Source organism: Turicimonas sp. TL08 (assembly GCF_054660695.1).
On record NZ_BAAGDP010000006.1, the window covers coordinates 62,051 to 80,712 of the forward strand.

Consider the following 18,662-nt stretch of genomic DNA (forward strand, 5'->3'; position numbering starts at 1 on the left):
TTAGTCCTTTCTCTTTTCTATTTTCCAGACGGAATAATCAGTTGTATCTTCTTCGTCTCCGAAATCAAAATCATCCCAGGAGGAAATACGTCCCACGGCTTCTTCGTTCGGTGCGAATTCATCGGCTTCGGGATCCAAGACAACAACCGGATCGCCGAAAACTTCCGTCGGTCTGTCCCAAGGGCCAAATCCTAATTCATCCATCACATCGGTAAAGTCCTGCGGCGGCTCGGCAAACCATTCCATCACCTCCCCGGTGACCGGATGAACAAGCCCTAACCTGCTGGCGTGCAATGCTTGGCGATTAAACTGCGAGACCTTAGTTCCATCATCTTTCGGAACCGGAAGTCTATTACGATACAAAGGATCTCCGATCAACGGGAACCCGATGGATTCCATATGAACTCTGATTTGGTGCGTTCTGCCGGTCTGCAGGCGGCAGGCAACCCAAGAGTAAGGCTTGCCGTTGACTTCAGTAAACTGAACGAGTTTTTCTCGGGTAAGAGCGTGCTTGGCCCGTGCAGACTTACCGACAACAAACTTAATCGGGTTTCGCGGGTCTCGTTCGATTGAAGCATCAATAATTTTATCGACAGGAGCGCGTCCTCGTGTCAAAGCCCAATACTCTCTTTTTACGGTTCTTTCTTGGAGCTGTTTAACTAAGCTCAGTTGGGCTTGTTCAGTTTTAGCAACCACCATTAAACCGGAAGTTTCTCTGTCCAAACGATGGACTACACCGGCTCTCGGTAGTTTAGAGAAAGATTCGTTATAGGCAAGCAGGCCGTTAACCAACGTATCATTCCAGTGGCCCGTTGCCGGGTGAACAACTAAACCTGCCGGCTTATTGATGACGAGGATTGAATCGTCCTCGTAGACAATGTCTAAATCCATCGGAGTCGGTGTAAACGGACAGTCCTCCGGACGGCTTTTAACCGTAACGTCAACCTGCTGGCCTAAAAGCAGCTTTTGTTTGGGCTTGGAAACACTTTCACCGTCAACTAAAACGTCCCCTTCTTCGATGACGGTTTTAAGCCGTGAGCGTGAAAAATCCGGATAGCGGGAACTCAAAACCTTATCAATACGTTCTCCGTCTTCTTCTATAGAGACGACAAAAGAGAATTTTTTGTCGGTTTCTTGTTCGAGCTCCTCGACATCCTCCTCGTACTGGCTATAATCCAAGGAACTAAAATTATTATGTGGTTCTGACATATGTCATCCTTAAAATCAACTTTTAAGCGCACTCTCTTAACGATTGCGATGGGTTCCGTTATTCTAACCACTGCTTCATGCAGTTGGCTTAATTCCATTGAGGATCCGACTGAAGGCTGGTCTGCGGACAAGTTATATGTTGAGGGCAGAGACAATCTGAATGAAGGCAACTGGGAAACGGCCCGCGACTACTACCAAAAATTGGAAGCACGCTACCCGTTCGGCAAGTATGCCCAGCAAGCTCAGATTGAGACTGCTTACTCTTATTTCCGTGAAAGAGAAATGTCACAGGCCATTATTGCCTGCGATCGTTTCCTTAGACAGTATCCTGATCATCCTCTCTCCCCTTACGCAATGTACATCAAAGGCGTTGCTACATTGGACGAAGATGACGGATGGATGAATTGGCTGACAAAACAAGACCTCTCCAAACGAGATGCTCAAGCTGCCAGAGATGCGTTCGATATTTTCAAAGAATTGGTTGAACGTTTCCCGCACAGCCGTTATGCCAATGACGCCAGAGAACGCATGTATGAATTGATTCATGCGCAGGCACAGTATGAAATCAATACTGCAATGTATTACTACAAGCGGCATGCATATATTGCGGCCATCAACCGCTGCCAAACCGTGCTAAACGACTTCCAAAGCACCGACCAAGCTGAAGAAGCATTACAAATTATGAAAGACAGTTACAAAGCGCTCGGAATGGAAGGTAAAGTCAAAGACATTGAGCGTATTATTGAGGCCAATAAAAATCGTCCCTCCAAGAAGACTGTGCAGCACGTTATTCAGGCACCGCAAGTGGAGGCCCCGCAGTAATTTCTCTTAGGATTGTTGATGAAGGTTAACGTCAAGGCCCTTATTTCTATTCCCTTTATCATTTCGGCGGCTGTCGCCATGACCGGCTGCCGAACAGTCCCGCAGAATCCTCAGGAAATGACGTGCGAGGATCTCAATTATCTTGCCGATGAAGCCGTTGAAGCCAAAGGCGTACCCTTCTTTTTATCACAGCTCCAATATCCCGGTGACTGGCGTACTTGTTCCGAAACGCCTGAGTACATCGATTGGATTAAAAACGAGAGCCGCAGACGCATTCATCATGCCGGCAAAGACTGGGGCGAACTAGTCATGCTCCGCTATTTTGCCAAAGACACTCATCAGGAAGAATACAAAGTGCGAGCCGTCCTGGAAGAATGTCTGAAGCCAAAACCGAGCAAAGAAATCACTCTGCACTTCAGCGAACTGCATCCTGACGCCAACGACAAACCTTTCACGGTTGAAGCCAACTTAACAGGTCAAAGACCTCAGGATAAAGCCGCCCGTATTCTTTGCGGCTACGAAACTTATCCGGCCAAATCAAAGACTGACGACATGGCCGCACGTTGGAAAAGCTGTCAAATCAAAGGAAAACCCGAGTAAAGCTTAAAGCTTAACTTCAGCGATTTTGTCCTGTTTCTCGAGATTCATTTCTTCGAGAAATGCAAGTGCGTTCTCTAGTCTTGCAGTACGGGCAAAATCAGGAAGGCTGTTCCAAATCATTGAGCCATAGCTCTTAGTCAGAAGACGCTTATCGCAAATAATAAGCATGCCTCGGTCGTTCCGATCTCGAATAAGACGCCCGGCTCCCTGTTTTAACAGAGTAATCGCTTCGGGAAGGAAAAGTTCCCGGAAGTGATTTCTATTCTGACTCTTAAGCCAATTAGTCTTGCCTTTAATAACCGGATCATCCGGCGGCGGGAACGGAATCTTATCAATAATGACCATCGAAAGTGCTTCGCCTTTAATGTCCACACCTTCCCAGAAACTCATAGAACCAACCAAAACCGCATTGCCGTGCTCTTTGAACTGACGGATCAATTCGTTCTTCGGAGCATCGTTTTGCACCAGAATCGGAATGGTTTCATTGGCTCTTTCCACCTGAACCTTTAAAGCATCAGAAATCTTCTGCACGGCCCGAAGCGTTGTACAAAGAACAAAAGCTCGGCCTCGGTTTTTCTGAAGCAGAGGCCAAATCTTTTCTGCAACCTCATCGGAAAAATATGGTGCATTCGGTTCCGGAATTTCCGTGGGGACGTAAAGCATGCCTTGAGAAGCGTAGTGGAAAGGACTTTCCCAGCTGTGAGTTTCCGCATCTTCCAAGCCCATATCGTCCGTGAAGTGGTGAAAATCATTTTCCACGGACAATGTGGCAGAAGTCAAAATCCACGGCTTGTTCATCTCCTGCCTGTATTGCCTGAACTTATCGGCATAGGAAAGTTTGGTATCCGAGAATGTCACATTCTTGGGCGTCAGATTGAACCATTTTATAGAGAACTCATCGGGCTTTCTATCTTTCTTAACGGTCTCTTTTAGAGCTTTTTCCCAATAGTTAAGCTTTTCGAGAATCTCCTCTCCGGTTTTTACGGCTAAGGTAATTTCTTCGTTGTCCTGAGCGAATTTTTTCAGCGCCTCAATAAACCCTTGAAGCCCTAAAGCTAGTTTTTGGATAGGCTCGGCCATTAAAAAAGCATCGGTAAACTCATCCAAAGACTTCTTTGATTCTTCTTCCGCTCCAAGTATGGTTGCTTTTAAGCGGACATCGTTGCAGCGATTAAAGATTTTTGTCTGATAGTCTTTCCACTCATCTCCCTTCGGCACCAAACGAGCTGCCGTAACATAAGCATCTTGGGCGAAGTTTTTTACTTCAGACATTGAGATACTTTCTGAGAAGAAACTTGTTGCGATGCCCGGTAATTGGTGAGCCTCGTCAAAAATAACCATATCGAAATCAGGAAGAAAGTCCACGAAGTCTTGGTCATTGAGCTCCATGTCAGCCAAGAACAAATGATGGTTGATGATGAGGACGTCTGCTTCGCGGGCTTTTTCTCTGGCCTTCATCACGAAGCAGTTTTCGTAGTCCGGACAGTTTTTGCCGATACAGTTTTCAGAAGTACTAGTAACGGCGCGCCAAATGCCCGAGCTTTCCGGGACCGTTGTGATGTCGCTTCTTTCTCCGGTTTTCGTGATTTGCACGAATTTTTTTATTTCGAGCAAATGCGCCAGTTCTTCTCTTGTCGTGCTGGCGTTTTCAACCATCGCATGTTCGAAACGAGAGAGACAGATGTAGTTGGCACGACCCTTTAAAACGGCAATTTTTGCCCCGACGCCAAGGGCTGTCAGCACGGCGGGGACGTCTTTCTCAAAAAGCTGGTCCTGAAGCGTTTTTCCGGCCGTCGAAATCAAAACTTTTCCCCCATGGATAATGCAGGGAACAAGGTATGCAAAAGTCTTCCCGGTTCCCGTACCGGCTTCCACAACTAAGCTTTGCTTTTTTTCCAACGAATCTGCAACGGCTTTAGAGAATTCGATCTGCGATTGTCTGGGGGTATATCCTTCGGTTACATGAGCAAGACAACCGTCCGAAGCAAAGACCTTCTCAACTTCTGCTTTTAATGTTTTATCCATGGACATCTCCTAGGAGAGGAATTTTAACATTGAGGATTTTCTGAAGTTGTCACAGTTTTTTGACAGCAAAAAAGCCATGCCGGCATTTGGATTTCGTTCTGTCAGCATGGCTCTTAATCGTTTGAATTTTAAGGCTTAAGGCTGTTCATGAGGCTCTTTTGATTTTGCTCTTCTCTAAGCTTTAACTGGCGCTCGTATTCTTTAGCCCTTTCGGCTCTCTTCTTCGCGTTTTCAAGTTTGCGCTGTTCGATGGCCTTTCGGCGTTCTTCGCGCGCCGCTTCTCTTTCCTGTTCATCCATGGAAGGAGGCGACGGCTGATTGGCTTCACGCTCTTCTATACGCTCCTGACGCTTTTGTTCTCTTTCAGCAAAAGCCTGTTCATTAGCCTGCTGCTCTTCCGGTGTGATTACCCTCGGCTTAGCCGTGGGAGCGTGACCGGAAGACTTTCTGTCGGGCAAAGGACGCTCAACCTTCGAATCAACGGTCTGGACGCCGGACAAATCGATATCACTGTCAGGCTCGTCGGAAACCGGCTTAGCGGCCCGAGAATTCTTGATGATGGCTTCCTGTCGGGCAACCCACTCTTTGCGCTGTTCTTCTTTAGCGAGACGAGCAGTTCTGGCTTCGTTGGATTTTTTTACTCGAACGAAATCACGAGCAGTTAACCAAACGGATTTGGCTTCGGCCTTCTTTTCTCTGACGAGACGACTGTTGTCAATGAGACAGGAATTAACAAAAAATTTACGGTAGCAAAGCTTATCCTCCTGTTCTTTCCATGCATCCAGCTCTTTGATTTCCTTTTTGTAGGCCTCAATCACCTCGTCAGCTACAGCTTCAGAAGTAATCGATTGGGGCGGGAAACGTTCCGAGAACGAGATAGGATTCAGCTCAACCGCCAAGGAGGCCGAGGATAAACCCGCCAGTAAAGTCAAAATAATGAATTTCTGTCTCATGTTGTTTAAATGTTAATCGCACCTTTGTTTACAGCAAGGGCCGCTTCTTTGACTGTCTCACTGAAAGAAGGATGTGCCTGACAGATAAGGGCCAAATCTTCGGCAGCCGCACGGAAGGCCATGGCTTGCGCAGCTTGAGCGATTAATTCGCCGGCACAGACGCCGACGATATGGACACCCAACAGCTCATCCGTTTTAGCATCAGCCAAGATCTTAACAAAACCTTCGGTCTCGTCGGATGCTCGGGCTCTTCCATTTGCCGCAAACGGCACTTGACCGGTTTTATATTCTTTTCCTTCGGCCTTGAGCTGCTGCTCTGTCTTACCGATCCAAGCGATTTCAGGTTCAGTGTAAATCACTGACGGAATCAGCCCTAAATCGACGTGGGCCTTTCGGCCGATAATGCGTTCAGCTACTGCCACACCCTCTTCTTCTGCCTTATGAGCAAGCATCGGACCTCTTACGACGTCACCGATTGCCCAGACACCCGGCAGATTAGTCCTGCATTCATCATCTACCTCGATAAAGCCGCGGTCATCCAACTTCAAACCGACTGCCGGTCCGTCAAGAGTTGCGGTGTTCGGAACACGACCGATAGAAACGATAAGTTTTTCAACCCACATTTCCTGAAGCTTGCCTTCGGAATCTTTGTAAGTGACGCTGACTCGGTTATCTTCGGTTTCAACTTTTTCAATGCGGACGCCGAACTGCATCTTGAGACCTTCTTTGGTGAAGATCTTCAGGGCTTCCTTAGAGACGGCAGAGTCAGCCATAGAAAGCAGTGAAGGCACAGCTTCCAAGATACGCACTTCAGAACCTAAGCGGTTCCAGACGCTTCCCATTTCCAAACCTATGACGCCGGCGCCGATAATACCTAAGTTCTTCGGAACTTCCGTCAAAGACAAAGCTCCTTCATTAGAAAGAATAAGTTTTTCATCGAACGGGACACCCGGAAGCTGACGGGGAACACTGCCTGCAGCAATGATGACATTGCGGGCAACTATGCGCTCATTAATCGGCTCTCCTACCGCAAGAACATAACCGTCGTCGCATTGGCTGACGAAAGATCCTCTGGCGTTGAAAAACTCGATTTTGTTCTTCTTAAAAAGATAAAGAATGCCGTCATTGGTCTGACGAATCACTTTGTCTTTTCTTGCCATCATCTTGGCTACGTCAATGGCCGGTTCACCGACCGTAATACCGTGGACTGCGGCTTCCTCTTTAATTTTTTCAAACAAGCCGCTGCTTGCCAGCAAAGCTTTGGACGGAATACATCCGACGTTAGTGCAAGTACCGCCGGGAGCAGCTTTTCCATCTTTTTTCCACTCGTCAATGACACAGACCTTCAATCCGAGCTGAGCAGACCGGATGGCTGCTACGTATCCGCCGGGACCTGCGCCGATAACGGCAACATCAAAAACTTTCATTTCAGACATCTCAACTCCTTAGATATCAAGCAGCAAGCGAGCCGGATCTTCCAAAGCATCCTTCATGGCAACCAAAGCTAAAACAGCTTCCCTGCCGTCGATGATTCTATGGTCATAAGACAGAGCAAAATAGTTCATCGGACGAATCACAATCTCACCGTTTTCAACGACCGGGCGCTGTTTAGTGGCGTGAATGCCGAGAATAGCTGACTGCGGAGGATTGATAATCGGAGTTGAGAAAAGAGAACCGAATACGCCGCCGTTAGAAATGGTAAATGTTCCTCCGGTCAGTTCACTTAACTCGAGTTTACCGCTGGCCGCACGCTTAGCGAAATCAGCGATTTGACGTTCAATCTGTGCAAAGCTCAATTGGTCTGCGTCTCTGAGAACAGGAACAACCAAACCGCGCGGAGAACCGACGGCTACACCGATGTCGATGTAGTTATGGTAAATGATGTCGCTGCCTTCAACGGAAGCATTAATAATCGGATACTGCTGAAGGGCGTAAACGGCAGCCTTCACGAAGAAACTCATGAAGCCTAGTTTGATGCCGTATTTTTTCTCAAAGCTTTCTTTGTATTTTGCTCTGAGAGCCATTACCGGTCCGAGATTAACTTCATTGAATGTCGTCAAAATAGCAGCGTCGGACTGAGATTTAACCAAACGCTCGGCAACTCTGGCACGAAGTCGGGACATCGGAACGCGCTTTTCCTCACGCAGAGAAGAAGGCTGAGCAGAGACGATGCTTTGCGGTGCGGGAGACTGCACTTGTACCGGTTTAGCGGCAGGCTGCGGATGCGTGTTTCGAACGTCTTCTTTCGTAATTCTTCCGCCTTTGCCTGAACCCACAACGTCAGCCGGATTCAAGCCTAAATTTGCCATCATCTTGGCTGCGGAAGGCATAACTTTAACGGACGGCGCGGTAGTTTCGGCTGCAGCGGCAACTGCAGCTGCGGCGGGTGCTGTTGGCTGAGGAGCCGGTGACTGTTGGATCGGTGCCGGCTGCTGAGGAGCAGCTTGTTTCGGAGCAGAATCTTCTGCGGAAGCAGCTGCAGAGGTATCAATAGTTGCCAGCAGCTGACCGCCTGTTACGGAAGCACCATTGCCCTGCTGAATGGAAACGAGCACGCCGGATTCCGGTGCGGGAACTTCCATCACAATTTTGTCGGTTTCGATTTCAATCAGCACTTCATCTGCGCTGACACGGTCCCCTACTTTCTTTTTCCATTCAATCAAACTTGCTTCGGAAACAGACTCTGAAAGTTCAGGAACGACTACTTCAATAATGGCCATAAATATTTCTCCACTAACTGGAATTTTTAAACTGTTCGCTATTTGATTTGAATAAGACCTTTCAGAGGTCCGAAAGCATCCGACAGCAGTGTCTTAAGCTGCTCAATATGCTTGCTGGCATATCCGACGGCAGGCGACGAAGAGGATGGACGTCCTGCATAGCCCAGACGGCAGCCGACATTCATCGCAGCCAAAATTCTCTGCTGAATATAGGACCAAGCGCCCTGATTCTGCGGTTCATCCTGAACCCAAACTACTTCGTTCACATTCGGATATTTTTCGAATTGGCTGTTGAGTTCTAATTGATTAAACGGATAAAGCTGCTCGATTCTGATAATCGCTACGTTGTAAGCAGCAAGTTCCTGACGGCGTTTTGCCAACTCATAGTAGACCTTGCCGGTGCAAAGCAGAATTCGGGTGACGGAATTTCTGTCGAGATCTTCAATTTCTCCGATAATTTCTTTGAATTTACCCTCAGAAAGTTCCTGCATCGGAGATGTTGCGGCTTTGTTTCTCAACAAGCTCTTGGGGGAGAATACGATCAAAGGCTTGCGTGTTCTGCCGACCATCTGACGTCTTAACAGATGGAAAATCTGAGCTGCGGTTGTCGGCTGAGCGATAACCATATTGTCGTCGGCTGCCAACTGCAGATATCTTTCTACACGAGCCGATGAGTGTTCCGGTCCCTGACCTTCATATCCGTGAGGAAGAAGCATTGTCAGACCGGATTTTCTACCCCACTTGGCTTCGCCGGAACTGATGAATTGGTCGATAACTACCTGGGCACCGTTTGCGAAATCCCCGAACTGCGCTTCCCAAATAGTCAGGCATTCAGGAGCCGCACCAGAATAACCGTATTCAAAACCTAATACAGCTTCTTCAGACAAGATGGAATCGATAACGGTGAATCTTCCCTGAGTAGGAGACAAATGTTCCAGCGGAATCCAAATACCCGTATCCCAAGTACCGCGGTTTTGATCATGCCAAACAGCGTGTCTGTGCATGAAAGTACTTCTTCCGGCATCTTCACCGGAGACACGGACGGAATAACCGCCGGTCAGCAATGTGGCAAAAGCCAAATGCTCCGCCAAGCCCCAATCGACGTTAATCAATCCGTCTTTCATAGAGCGGCGGTCCGTGAGAACTTTTTCCAAAAGCGGATGAACTTTGAAGTTTTCCGGTTCGGTCGTTATGATTTCCGCCAATCTCTTTAATTCTTGAACCGGGACGGCGGTATGAACACGGTCCTGCAAAGAGCCGTTATATCGTGACCAGTTGACGGTATGAGATGTTTTTGCAGAAATGGAAGGAGCAAATTCTTGGATGGTTCCCTCTTCCAGCTGTCTGCGGTAATCAGCAACAAAAGCTTTTGCTTCGTCTTCTGTAATCACACCTTGAGTAACCAGTTTTTCAGCGTAAACAGCTCTAGTACCGGGGTGAGCAGCTACCTTGCTGTACATCAAAGGCTGGGTGAGCGACGGGGTATCTTGTTCGTTGTGGCCTAATCTTCTGAAGCAGACGATATCAACAAATACATCTTTATGGAAAGTGTTTCTGAATTCCATGGCCAGACGTGTTGCCATCACTACTGCTTCCGCGTCATCGCCGTTAACGTGAATGACAGGAGCCTCAATTAATTTAGCCGGGTCAGTGCAGTAAGTCATCGAACCTTTGTCGCGCGGATCGGATGTTGTAAAGCCAATCTGGTTGTTGATGACCAAGTGAATTGTTCCGCCCGTACCGTAACCTCGAGTATCGGCAAGGTTCAAAGTTTCCATGACCACGCCTTGGCCTGCGAATGCGGCGTCACCATGAACCAATACGCCTAAAACTTTCAAGCCTTTCGGGTCGTTGAGTCTGTCTTGGCGAGCACGGACACTTCCCATCGCCACCGGATCAACGATTTCCAAGTGAGAAGGATTAAACGCCAAGGCTAAATGAATCGGGCCGTTCTTAGTAACGACGTTGCTGGAGAAGCCGTTGTGGTATTTCACGTCACCTGCAGTCAAATCGCTGCTGGCGTATTTCCCTTCGAATTCTGAGAAAAGTTCTTTGGGAGACTTACCGAGAGTGTTGACCAAAACGTTCAATCGGCCGCGGTGAGCCATACCGATAACCATTTCTTCGATACCGTATTCTGCGGCTTGTTCTACGACAGCATCCATCGACACGATGAAGCTTTCACCGCCTTCCAAGGAGAAGCGCTTCTGACCGACGTACTTAGTATGGAGATATCTTTCCAACCCTTCGGCGGCTGTCAGTTTTTCAAGAATCTTTTTCTTTTCGAGGGCCTGATAGTTCGGAGTTGAACGAGTACTTTCAATCCTTTCTTCCCACCATTGTCTGATAGCCGGATCGGAAACGTACATAAACTCATATCCAACCGTACCGCAGTAGGTTTGACGCAGAGCATCTAAGATCTCGCGAAGCGTCATCTTTTCGGAGCCGAAGAAAGTATTAGCGGCGGAGAAAGTGACGTTCATATCGGCTTCGGTCAATCCGTAAAAAGCCGGTTCCAATTCCGGCACTTTCGGCAATTCTTTTCTTCTTAGCGGATCCAATACGGCTCTTCTGGAGCCTAAAAAGCGATATGCACTGATTAAAGACTGAACTGCAACCTGTTTACGGGCGATTTCCAATTCACCGTCGGAATGGCCGACAACACCGGAAACTCGTTTCTGAGCCAATGCGGCGATGATGGGGGTATGGGCCACATCATGAGTCCCGAGTTTGCCGTCAGAAGCAGGAGAATTTTGCAAGTTATCAAAGAATTGACGCCATTTATCGTCAACAGAGGAAGGATCTTCGAGATAGTTCTCATAGAGCTCTTCAACATACGGCGCGTTGCTTCCAAAGAGATACGAGGTTTCTTGTAAATCTTTTATCAATTTTTTCACCTTTTAGGCACTTCGCAAAGTGCATTGGGTACGAGAAATAAGGCCTGCTAAATTCGATCAATTATAGACGTCAGGTAATTTAGAGAAAACATTTTTATGAACTGCCTTTGCCCATGTCTTCTCTCTTTTGCAGGATAGTTTCTTTCTATTCATGACTTAATACCTGAGCTATCTCACTCCAAGTAACCTTACACTTTAAGAATAAATTTATTAGAACATTCTGGTATTTCTCTTTCTTCAAGTTTATTCCCAGAATATGGATTTGCCGTTCGCACAATAGGCGTGCGAAATTATGATTTCTAAAGATAGGAGGAGTTTGGAATGTCTCAGCAGCTCACAGTCCGAGAGTATGCACAAAAGCATAAAATTTGGGCGGCAACCATCATATTTTTGACCGTTCTTGTGATGTTTTTCTGTCTTCAAGGACTGTACCAGATGGTTTTTCTACATTCCAAACCTGTTCTTTATGCGTTTACTGCAGGAATGGTAGGGTTCCTTGCTACATCCATCGGCTCCTTGCCCGGATTCTTTTTGAATAAACTGAATCTAAAAACTGAAAATGTCATGCTCGGAACTTCCGCAGGCATGATGCTGGCTGCGGCTATCTTTTCTCTTCTCCTTCCAAGTATTGAAGCCAGCGACAAGCTATTTCAAAACCATACGATTGCCATGCTTTGGGTCATCTTCGGCATGTTCCTGGGCGTCTTTATGCTTTTAGGCATTCATGCAATCACACCGCACGAGCATCTCACTACCGGTAAAGAAGGCCCTGAAATGAATGTCAATGCCGGGATCTGGCTTTTCGTACTTGCCATCATTATTCACAATGTTCCGGAAGGTCTGGCCTTAGGTATTTCTTTTGCGGCTGAGGATACCGACATCGGGATTCCATTTACAGCGGCTATCGCCCTTCAAGATATGCCGGAAGGACTTGCCGTAGTTCTTGCGTTATGCCGCACAGGCATTTCCAGACTCAAGGCAGTCAGCGTCGGTGTTCTCTCCGGACTTATGGAACCTATCGGAGCATTATTGGGAGTGAGTCTTACTTCTCAGCTCGGTTATGTTTATCCGCTTGGTTTAGCTCTATCCGCAGGAGCCATGATTTTTGTAGTTTCTCACGAAGTTATTCCGGAAACACATAAGAGCGGACAGCAACTGTCAGCTACCTTCGGCATTATGGTCGGTTTCTGCCTGTTAATGCTAGTTGAACAGATGTTTGATTAATGTTTTAGTTCTCCTGCCTCTTTTAAGTGCCCTTCTCTAGTGAATCATCCTCGGATTATGCTTCATATGGTTTCACTAATATTCTTCCTTCCTTTCTCCTTTATGATTGTGTACGCAAACTGACCATCGAAGGATAAATAATGTCTTCTAGTTTTCTAAAAGTGCGTCTTGATGAAGATTTGAAAAAAGAGGCAAGCGACCTCTCAAAGAGCATGGGGCTTACAATTTCCGAGGCAGTCAGAATGTTTCTAGTCACTTTTGTAAAAGATCAAAAAGTTCCTTTTGATATAGAAAAACCTAACAAAAAAACGATTAAAGCATTGAAAGACGCTGAGGAAGGAAGAACGACTCGATACGCTTCGTTTACTGATTTAGTTAAGGAAGTTGACCAAAAACTAGAAAACGATAAATGCTGAACCAGGGAATCACCAATTCTTTCAAGAAGATTTGAAAACTTGCCGACGACGAATTTTAGGTATTCAAAAGCTTGACTATATTTTTCAAAAACTTCTTCAAGAGGAAGACGCCTCTTTGTTTAAAGATCTTGCAGTTATTGGAAATTGGACCAATGATCGAGAACTTCACATTCAAGCTGACTGGCTTCTGATATACAGAAAGACCCCCGAGGGAATCATTGCAGTGCGTACCGGAAGTCATGCAGATCTTTTTGAAAAACATCACTAAGGCTCTCAAATCAAACATAAAACCGTTTATTAAAAAGCAGTGTCCAGCGTGTTTTAACCATCAGAAAAGAGGAAATACTTTCGTAACTTTCCTTCATTTCAGCAGATGAACTTTGGAACGAAATTCAAAAATCCTTCGAAAGTTTTACTTCGTTCCTATCTTTCTTCTTTGGAGCAAAAACGAGCAAAATGCGTTCTTCAAAGACGGTGCTTCCTCGCGTTTTCTCAATATCTGAAAAATACGATTTATTACCAAGAAGGTGCACATCATTGAAAAATAGAAAATTAAATAATGCAAGACAGAGGAGGTGTAATTTTCTTCAGGCTGTTTTGTTTTATTGGATAGGACACGGTCGATTCACTCGTCCTGGAGAGCACATTAATTAATTTATCTCAACATTCTTTTTTGATCGGATTGCGTTTTATTATTAATAGATTATCCAACGAATTTAAGAAAAAGGATGCTTCACAAATGAAAAAACCTGTCAAAGTTGTTGTGACCGGTGCAGCCGGCCAAATTGGCTATTCTCTTTTATTTAGAATCGGCGCCGGAGATATGCTCGGTATGGATCAGCCTGTTGATCTGTGCATGCTTGAAAGAAATACAGAAAGCTCTATGAAAGCCGCCAAGGGCGTCAAGATGGAATTAGATGACTGTGCTTTCCCATTGCTTAACAGCATTACTTCAACTCCTGACCTTAAAGAAGCATTCAAAGACGCACAAATCGCTTTGTTAGTCGGCGCCCGTCCCAGAACTAAGGATATGAACCGTTCCGACCTCCTCAATGCCAACGCTCAGATTTTCATTGAACAAGGCCGAGCCATCAACAACTATGCTGACAGAAACATTAAAGTTTTAGTTGTCGGAAATCCTGCTAATACGAATGCCTACATCGCCCGTAAGTGCGCTCCGGACATCAATCCGAAGAACTTCACAGCCATGATGAGATTGGACCACAACCGTTCTTTGACTCAGTTGGCTCAAAAGACCGGCTGCAAAGTTACAGATATTGAAAAATTCTGTGTTTGGGGCAACCACGGCAATACCATGTATCCGGATATCACTAACGCATTGATCGCCGGCACGAAAGCTGAAGACTTGATCCCGACTGACTGGTATCTCGACTACTTCATCCCGACAGTAGCTTCCAGAGGAAGCGCAATTATCGAAGCCCGCGGGCACTCTTCCGCAGCTTCCGCCGCTAATGCCGCTATCGACCATATCCATGACTGGGTTTTAGGCACAGGCGACAAATGGCAGACGATGGCAGTTCCCTCCAACGGCGAATACGGTATTCCCGAAGGCTTGTGCTTCGGGATGCCGGTAACCTGCAACAACGGCGACTACGAAGTTGTTAAAGGTCTTCAATTGACAGACTTCGAACGCGAACATATTCTTCAGAACGTTAAAGCTCTGGAAGCAGAAAGAGCTGTTGTAGATGAGCTCATCGCCAAAGCTTAATTAATTCATTGTCACAAAGCCCGGCTCAGCCCGGGCTTTGTCTTTGAGAAGAAAAGAAATAAAGGAAGGAACAAAATGAATGTAGTTTTAGACACAAACTTTATTCTGGATGTTTACTTCTTTAAGAACAAAACTGCTGTCAGCTTATTTAATCAGCTGGAAAAAGCAGGAGCCAGTTTCTATAGAAACACCGCTACTATTGACGAACTTAAACACGTCTTGGATAGGGAAGAGTTTTCTAAAGGAAACGCGTCTCGGGCTGAAATCTTGGACAATTGGTCTGCCGCCAGCATCAATTTTGAGTCTCCGTCGCCATCGTCATTAAAGTGCCGCGATCCTTTAGATCAAAAATTCATTGACTTGGCAGGCTCGGTTGCTCCGAGTTATCTCATCAGCAAAGACAAAGATATTCTGAGACTTCGAAGAAAAGCCTCCAAACTCAGAATAAAGTTTAGGAGGCCCGATGAATTCACAACTTTCTGTAAGCTGTCAGATTGATTGATTCGAATCCTTCTTGGCTAATTCAGCGTTAAAGTCATTGATAAGCTTTACGCAAGCCTGATAATTTGAACTCAACACCAACCCTTCTCTGCTTGGGAATTTGCCTTTAGGCTGCAGGCGTCCGAGTCTTTCATCAAAGAGTTTAGTTCTAATCCAACGCTGGTTGCTCAGTACTTTTGAAACTCCTTCCGGATCGTTGCAGATTAGAACCATATCGCATCCGGCAGACAAAGCTGCCTCGCAGCGCGCCGTAATATCTCCGACTTCTGCAGCGCCCTTCATGGAAAGGTCATCGCTAAAAATCAAGCCGTTAAAGCCTAACCTTCCTCTTAACTCGTCTTTGAGCCACTTCTTAGAGAAGCCCGCTGGCGAAGAATCTACTTGCGGATACACCACGTGTGCAGGCATAACGGAAGTCAGCAGCGTACCTAAAGACTGATAAGGAGCTTCGTCGTTGCTTCTGATATCAGAAAGAGGTCTGTCGTCTTCAGGCAATTCAATGTGAGAATCTGCCTTGGCATAGCCGTGACCGGGGAAATGCTTGCCGCAATTGGCCATCCCGGCTTCTGCCATACCGCAAATTAAAGCCGTGGAAAGAATGGAGACAACCTTCGGATTTCTGTGGAAAGAACGGTTGCCGATAACGGTGCTTTGTCCGTAGTCCAAATCCAAACATGGAGCAAAAGTAAAGTCAACTTCGCATGCACGAAGCTCAGCTGCCATAACCAGACCACAGGCGCCTGTCAAGGCATGGGCTCTTTGCGGATCGGTGTCATACAGCTCACCTAAAGACTTCATGGACGGAATCTGAGTAAATCCTTGACGGAATCGTTGGATTCTTCCGCCTTCATGATCCACTCCTATCAACAGCGGCGGATTCCTTAAAGCATGAATATCATGGGTTAAAGTTCGAAGCTGCTCGATATTTTCAAAGTTTCGGGTAAATAGAATGACCATCCCGACAAGAGGATGCTGAAGGGTTTTAATTTCTTCGTTGGTCAGCGTCGTTCCGCTGATATCGACCACTAACGGACCTAACGGTCTTTCAACTTTATCCATTATTTTTCCTTTCACACACGGCAACAGCCATGCAGACTTTATCAGTATCGCTGAGCGAAATGAAGCAGTCGAGCCCCATTTTCTGCACTAACTCTTTAAGCTCTCCGGAGAAAACTAAATAAGGAGCGCCGAGTTCGTTATTCTTTACAGAAATGTCCGTGAGCCTAACCTGGTCACGTATTCCCGTACCTAAAGCTTTGGAGAATGCCTCTTTTGCTGCCCAGCGGGAAGCCGCAAAAGCCAAACCTCTCTTGGAATTTCCGGCCTTTCTTTTATGGTAGGTCTCAAGCTCGGAAGAACTAAGGACCTTTTCTAAGAAAGCCTTTTCGTGTCTTTGCAGAACTTTCTCAATCCTTTCAAGTTCCACAACATCACATCCAATGCCGGTTATCAATTGAGCTCCTTCAGCACATCCACGTTGTCATTGCATGGATTACCGTATTTATTTGCTTTTTTCTCGCCCGGCAACGACATAAAGATCAACGGAATCACGGACATTGCCACCACGGCCAAAGTAATTGGAAGCGCCGGAATTTCTTGGAATGCCACGCAAATGGTCATAAAGAAAGTACCGAACTGCGGAAATACGGACAAAAAGCCGGGCTTGCCCATATCGTGAAGACGTCTGACGCCAATAGAGGCACAGGGAATCGCTACGTAAAGCCATCCGATAAGGAGAAGCGAAAAATACACGATTACCGTCGTGGCAAGTTTTTCGCAAATCCAGTAAACGATGCCTAGAAAAATAAACGAAAAGATATACATCGCCCAGAAACGGGAGACACCGGTGCGTCCTTTTAATTTAAAGAAATCACGGTTGAGATCGATGTAGAGCCATTGAAAAACTAAAGGGAAACGGTCAATGTAAGAACCAAGTTCAAATGGATTTTTTCCGGGAGTCGGGTTACGCATAAATTTAAAACTTCTTCAGCTCGCTTAATATTTTGCGAGTATTCACAGGTTTATCGTCTAAATAAAAAGAAATCACGTCCCGAATAATACCCTTAACTTCTTTTTCTTGGGCTCCTTCTTGAATCCTGCGTTCCCGCATTGCTGCCAGCGTACCCCATGCAACCCCTGTAGACTCAGGGGTTTGCGCGCTTTGAATCCAATCGCCGCGGACAAACTGGTAATTAGTGCCTTCCCTAGGCTCAGGTACTCCGTAGCCTAGAGTTTCCAACAAATCCAGCTCAAAAATTCGCAAACTCACATGCGGCTTATTTTTATCCGCTAAGTTCCTTAAGGTTGTGAAGTAAGAATGAAACAGCTTTGGAACCGGTTCCCTCTTGGGCAGAAGACGCACCAGAATTTCATTCATGTAAAAAGCCGACATCAAAACAGTGTCCGGAAGCATCAGCGTCCCGTGCCACTCGCACTTTGTCAGTGTTTTGATATCACCTTTTCCGCTGAAAGAAACAGCAAGAGGGCAAAAAGGACACAACATACCGCGGTATTGCGACATGGGCCTTTTTGCCCCTTTGGCTACTAAAGAAAGCCGGCCGTAGTCTCTGGTCAGAGCCTCAACAATTAAACTGGTCTCCTTCCACGGGTAAGTGTGGAGAACAAACGCAGGCTGATGGCTGACTCGATTATCCGGCTCTCTTTGATTATTCATATCCCAGTGATTTCAGTACGGCTGCGTCGTCACCCCAACCTTTGCGGACGCGAACCCATACTTCAAGATATACCTTTTTGCCTAACATTGCAGAAATATCTTCTCTGGCAAGTCTGGAGATTTCCCTGAGTTTGGAACCTTTTTCTCCGATGACAATGCCTTTGTGGCTTTCGCGGTTAACAATCAAGGTAGCGAAGATTCTGGCTCCTTGATCGTTTTCTTCCCATTTGTCAATCATGACGGCAACGCCGTAAGGAAGTTCATCACCGAGCAAACGGAAAGCCTTTTCACGAATAATTTCCGCTGCCAAGAAGCGCGGGGACTTATCGGTATAGATATCGTCTTCGAAGAGCTTATCGCCTTCAGGAAGGAATTTTCTGATGACTTGAAGAAGAACATCAAGCTGGCGGTTCTTTTCAGCACTAACCGGAACAACGTCAGCGAATGGGAATTTCTTCATTGATTCTTGGATCAACGGCAAAATCACTTCGCTTTCCTTGACTTCATCTGTCTTATTAATAGCAAGAATTACATTCTTGGCATCGTGAGGAAGCAGCTTCAAGACTTCTTCATCTTCCGGTTTCCAGCCGGTGGATTCTATAACCATGACAACAACATCGACATCAGACAAGCTGCTCTTGACAGACTTATTCATTCTGTTGAGAAGTTCGGAGGAGTGTTTTGTCTGAAATCCCGGCGTATCCACGAAGATGTACTGTGCATCTTCCGTGGTAAGGACGCCCATGATTCTGTCTCTGGTGGTCTGAGGTTTCTTGCTTGTAATGCTGACCTTCTCGCCGACAAGAGCATTAATTAAAGTGCTCTTACCGACATTCGGGCGTCCGATTACTGCAACATATCCACTGCGAAAGTCTTCAATTTTTTCTGTCAT

Annotated in this window: 18 protein-coding genes; 7 read left to right on the forward strand and 11 right to left on the reverse strand. The window is 46.3% G+C overall.

All coding sequences use genetic code 11. The annotated features are described in order from the left end of the window. Positions 1 to 1,209 (reverse strand): RluA family pseudouridine synthase, encoded by a 1,209-nt coding sequence (locus ACYQ4O_RS04530; protein WP_460174878.1) that lies wholly within the window; start codon positions 1,207 to 1,209, stop codon positions 1 to 3. On the opposite strand from ACYQ4O_RS04530, the gene ACYQ4O_RS04535 reads away from it, so the two are divergent. After that, a complete protein-coding gene (locus tag ACYQ4O_RS04535) occupies positions 1,210 to 2,031 on the forward strand; it encodes an outer membrane protein assembly factor BamD (protein ID WP_460174879.1) in 822 nt (273 codons plus the stop codon). A gap of 18 nt (positions 2,032 to 2,049) precedes the next feature. Further along, a complete protein-coding gene (locus tag ACYQ4O_RS04540; RefSeq protein WP_308513888.1) occupies positions 2,050 to 2,631 on the forward strand; it encodes a hypothetical protein in 582 nt (193 codons plus the stop codon). A gap of 3 nt (positions 2,632 to 2,634) precedes the next feature. Here ACYQ4O_RS04540 and ACYQ4O_RS04545 read toward each other — a convergent pair whose 3' ends face one another. The 5 genes from ACYQ4O_RS04545 to ACYQ4O_RS04565 form a co-directional block, all read right to left on the reverse strand. Continuing rightward, positions 2,635 to 4,656, reverse strand: a complete 2,022-nt coding sequence (locus tag ACYQ4O_RS04545) for an ATP-dependent DNA helicase (RefSeq protein ID WP_460174880.1) — start codon at positions 4,654 to 4,656, stop codon at positions 2,635 to 2,637. Between the two features lie 128 nt (positions 4,657 to 4,784). Continuing rightward, positions 4,785 to 5,609: a hypothetical protein gene (locus ACYQ4O_RS04550; protein WP_460174881.1), complete on the reverse strand. Its 825-nt coding sequence runs from the start codon at positions 5,607 to 5,609 to the stop codon at positions 4,785 to 4,787. Between the two features lie 5 nt (positions 5,610 to 5,614). Then, positions 5,615 to 7,045: a dihydrolipoyl dehydrogenase gene (gene lpdA, locus ACYQ4O_RS04555; protein WP_460174882.1), complete on the reverse strand. Its 1,431-nt coding sequence runs from the start codon at positions 7,043 to 7,045 to the stop codon at positions 5,615 to 5,617. A 9-nt stretch (positions 7,046 to 7,054) separates the two neighbouring features. Beyond that, complete coding sequence (gene odhB / locus ACYQ4O_RS04560; protein ID WP_460174883.1) at positions 7,055 to 8,329, reverse strand: 2-oxoglutarate dehydrogenase complex dihydrolipoyllysine-residue succinyltransferase; 1,275 nt, start codon at positions 8,327 to 8,329, stop codon at positions 7,055 to 7,057. 38 nt (positions 8,330 to 8,367) lie between these two features. Further along, complete coding sequence (locus ACYQ4O_RS04565; protein WP_460174884.1) at positions 8,368 to 11,217, reverse strand: 2-oxoglutarate dehydrogenase E1 component; 2,850 nt, start codon at positions 11,215 to 11,217, stop codon at positions 8,368 to 8,370. A gap of 330 nt (positions 11,218 to 11,547) precedes the next feature. On the opposite strand from ACYQ4O_RS04565, the gene ACYQ4O_RS04570 reads away from it, so the two are divergent. The 5 genes from ACYQ4O_RS04570 to ACYQ4O_RS04590 all read left to right on the forward strand — a co-directional run bounded on the left by ACYQ4O_RS04570 (position 11,548) and on the right by ACYQ4O_RS04590 (position 15,093). Next, positions 11,548 to 12,450: a ZIP family metal transporter gene (locus ACYQ4O_RS04570; protein ID WP_308513894.1), complete on the forward strand. Its 903-nt coding sequence runs from the start codon at positions 11,548 to 11,550 to the stop codon at positions 12,448 to 12,450. A gap of 140 nt (positions 12,451 to 12,590) precedes the next feature. Continuing rightward, positions 12,591 to 12,866, forward strand: a complete 276-nt coding sequence (locus ACYQ4O_RS04575) for a type II toxin-antitoxin system RelB/DinJ family antitoxin (protein WP_460174885.1) — start codon at positions 12,591 to 12,593, stop codon at positions 12,864 to 12,866. Further along, positions 12,856 to 13,134, forward strand: coding sequence for a type II toxin-antitoxin system YafQ family toxin (locus tag ACYQ4O_RS04580; protein ID WP_460174916.1), 279 nt, complete (start codon positions 12,856 to 12,858; stop codon positions 13,132 to 13,134). Before ACYQ4O_RS04575 ends, ACYQ4O_RS04580 begins: the two co-directional genes overlap by 11 nt. A gap of 471 nt (positions 13,135 to 13,605) precedes the next feature. After that, positions 13,606 to 14,595 (forward strand): malate dehydrogenase, encoded by a 990-nt coding sequence (locus tag ACYQ4O_RS04585; protein ID WP_460174886.1) that lies wholly within the window; start codon positions 13,606 to 13,608, stop codon positions 14,593 to 14,595. A 75-nt stretch (positions 14,596 to 14,670) separates the two neighbouring features. Next, complete coding sequence (locus tag ACYQ4O_RS04590) at positions 14,671 to 15,093, forward strand: putative toxin-antitoxin system toxin component, PIN family (protein WP_460174887.1); 423 nt, start codon at positions 14,671 to 14,673, stop codon at positions 15,091 to 15,093. Here ACYQ4O_RS04590 and nagZ read toward each other — a convergent pair. Genes nagZ through era form a run of 5 tightly spaced genes read right to left on the reverse strand, consistent with a single transcriptional unit; the run spans position 15,085 to position 18,662 of the window. Beyond that, positions 15,085 to 16,155 carry a beta-N-acetylhexosaminidase gene (nagZ, locus tag ACYQ4O_RS04595; RefSeq protein WP_308513898.1) on the reverse strand — a complete coding sequence of 357 codons (1,071 nt, stop codon included), beginning with the start codon at positions 16,153 to 16,155 and terminating at the stop codon, positions 15,085 to 15,087. The two genes, ACYQ4O_RS04590 and nagZ, sit on opposite strands and share 9 nt — an antisense overlap. Then, positions 16,148 to 16,549, reverse strand: coding sequence for a holo-ACP synthase (gene acpS / locus ACYQ4O_RS04600; protein WP_308513899.1), 402 nt, complete (start codon positions 16,547 to 16,549; stop codon positions 16,148 to 16,150). The genes nagZ and acpS overlap by 8 nt, the downstream gene beginning before the upstream one ends. After that, positions 16,546 to 17,067: a DUF805 domain-containing protein gene (locus tag ACYQ4O_RS04605; protein ID WP_308513900.1), complete on the reverse strand. Its 522-nt coding sequence runs from the start codon at positions 17,065 to 17,067 to the stop codon at positions 16,546 to 16,548. Before ACYQ4O_RS04605 ends, acpS begins: the two co-directional genes overlap by 4 nt. 4 nt (positions 17,068 to 17,071) lie before the next feature. Continuing rightward, complete coding sequence (gene recO / locus ACYQ4O_RS04610) at positions 17,072 to 17,770, reverse strand: DNA repair protein RecO (protein WP_460174888.1); 699 nt, start codon at positions 17,768 to 17,770, stop codon at positions 17,072 to 17,074. Continuing rightward, positions 17,763 to 18,662 carry a GTPase Era gene (gene era, locus ACYQ4O_RS04615; protein WP_308513902.1) on the reverse strand — a complete coding sequence of 300 codons (900 nt, stop codon included), beginning with the start codon at positions 18,660 to 18,662 and terminating at the stop codon, positions 17,763 to 17,765. Before era ends, recO begins: the two co-directional genes overlap by 8 nt.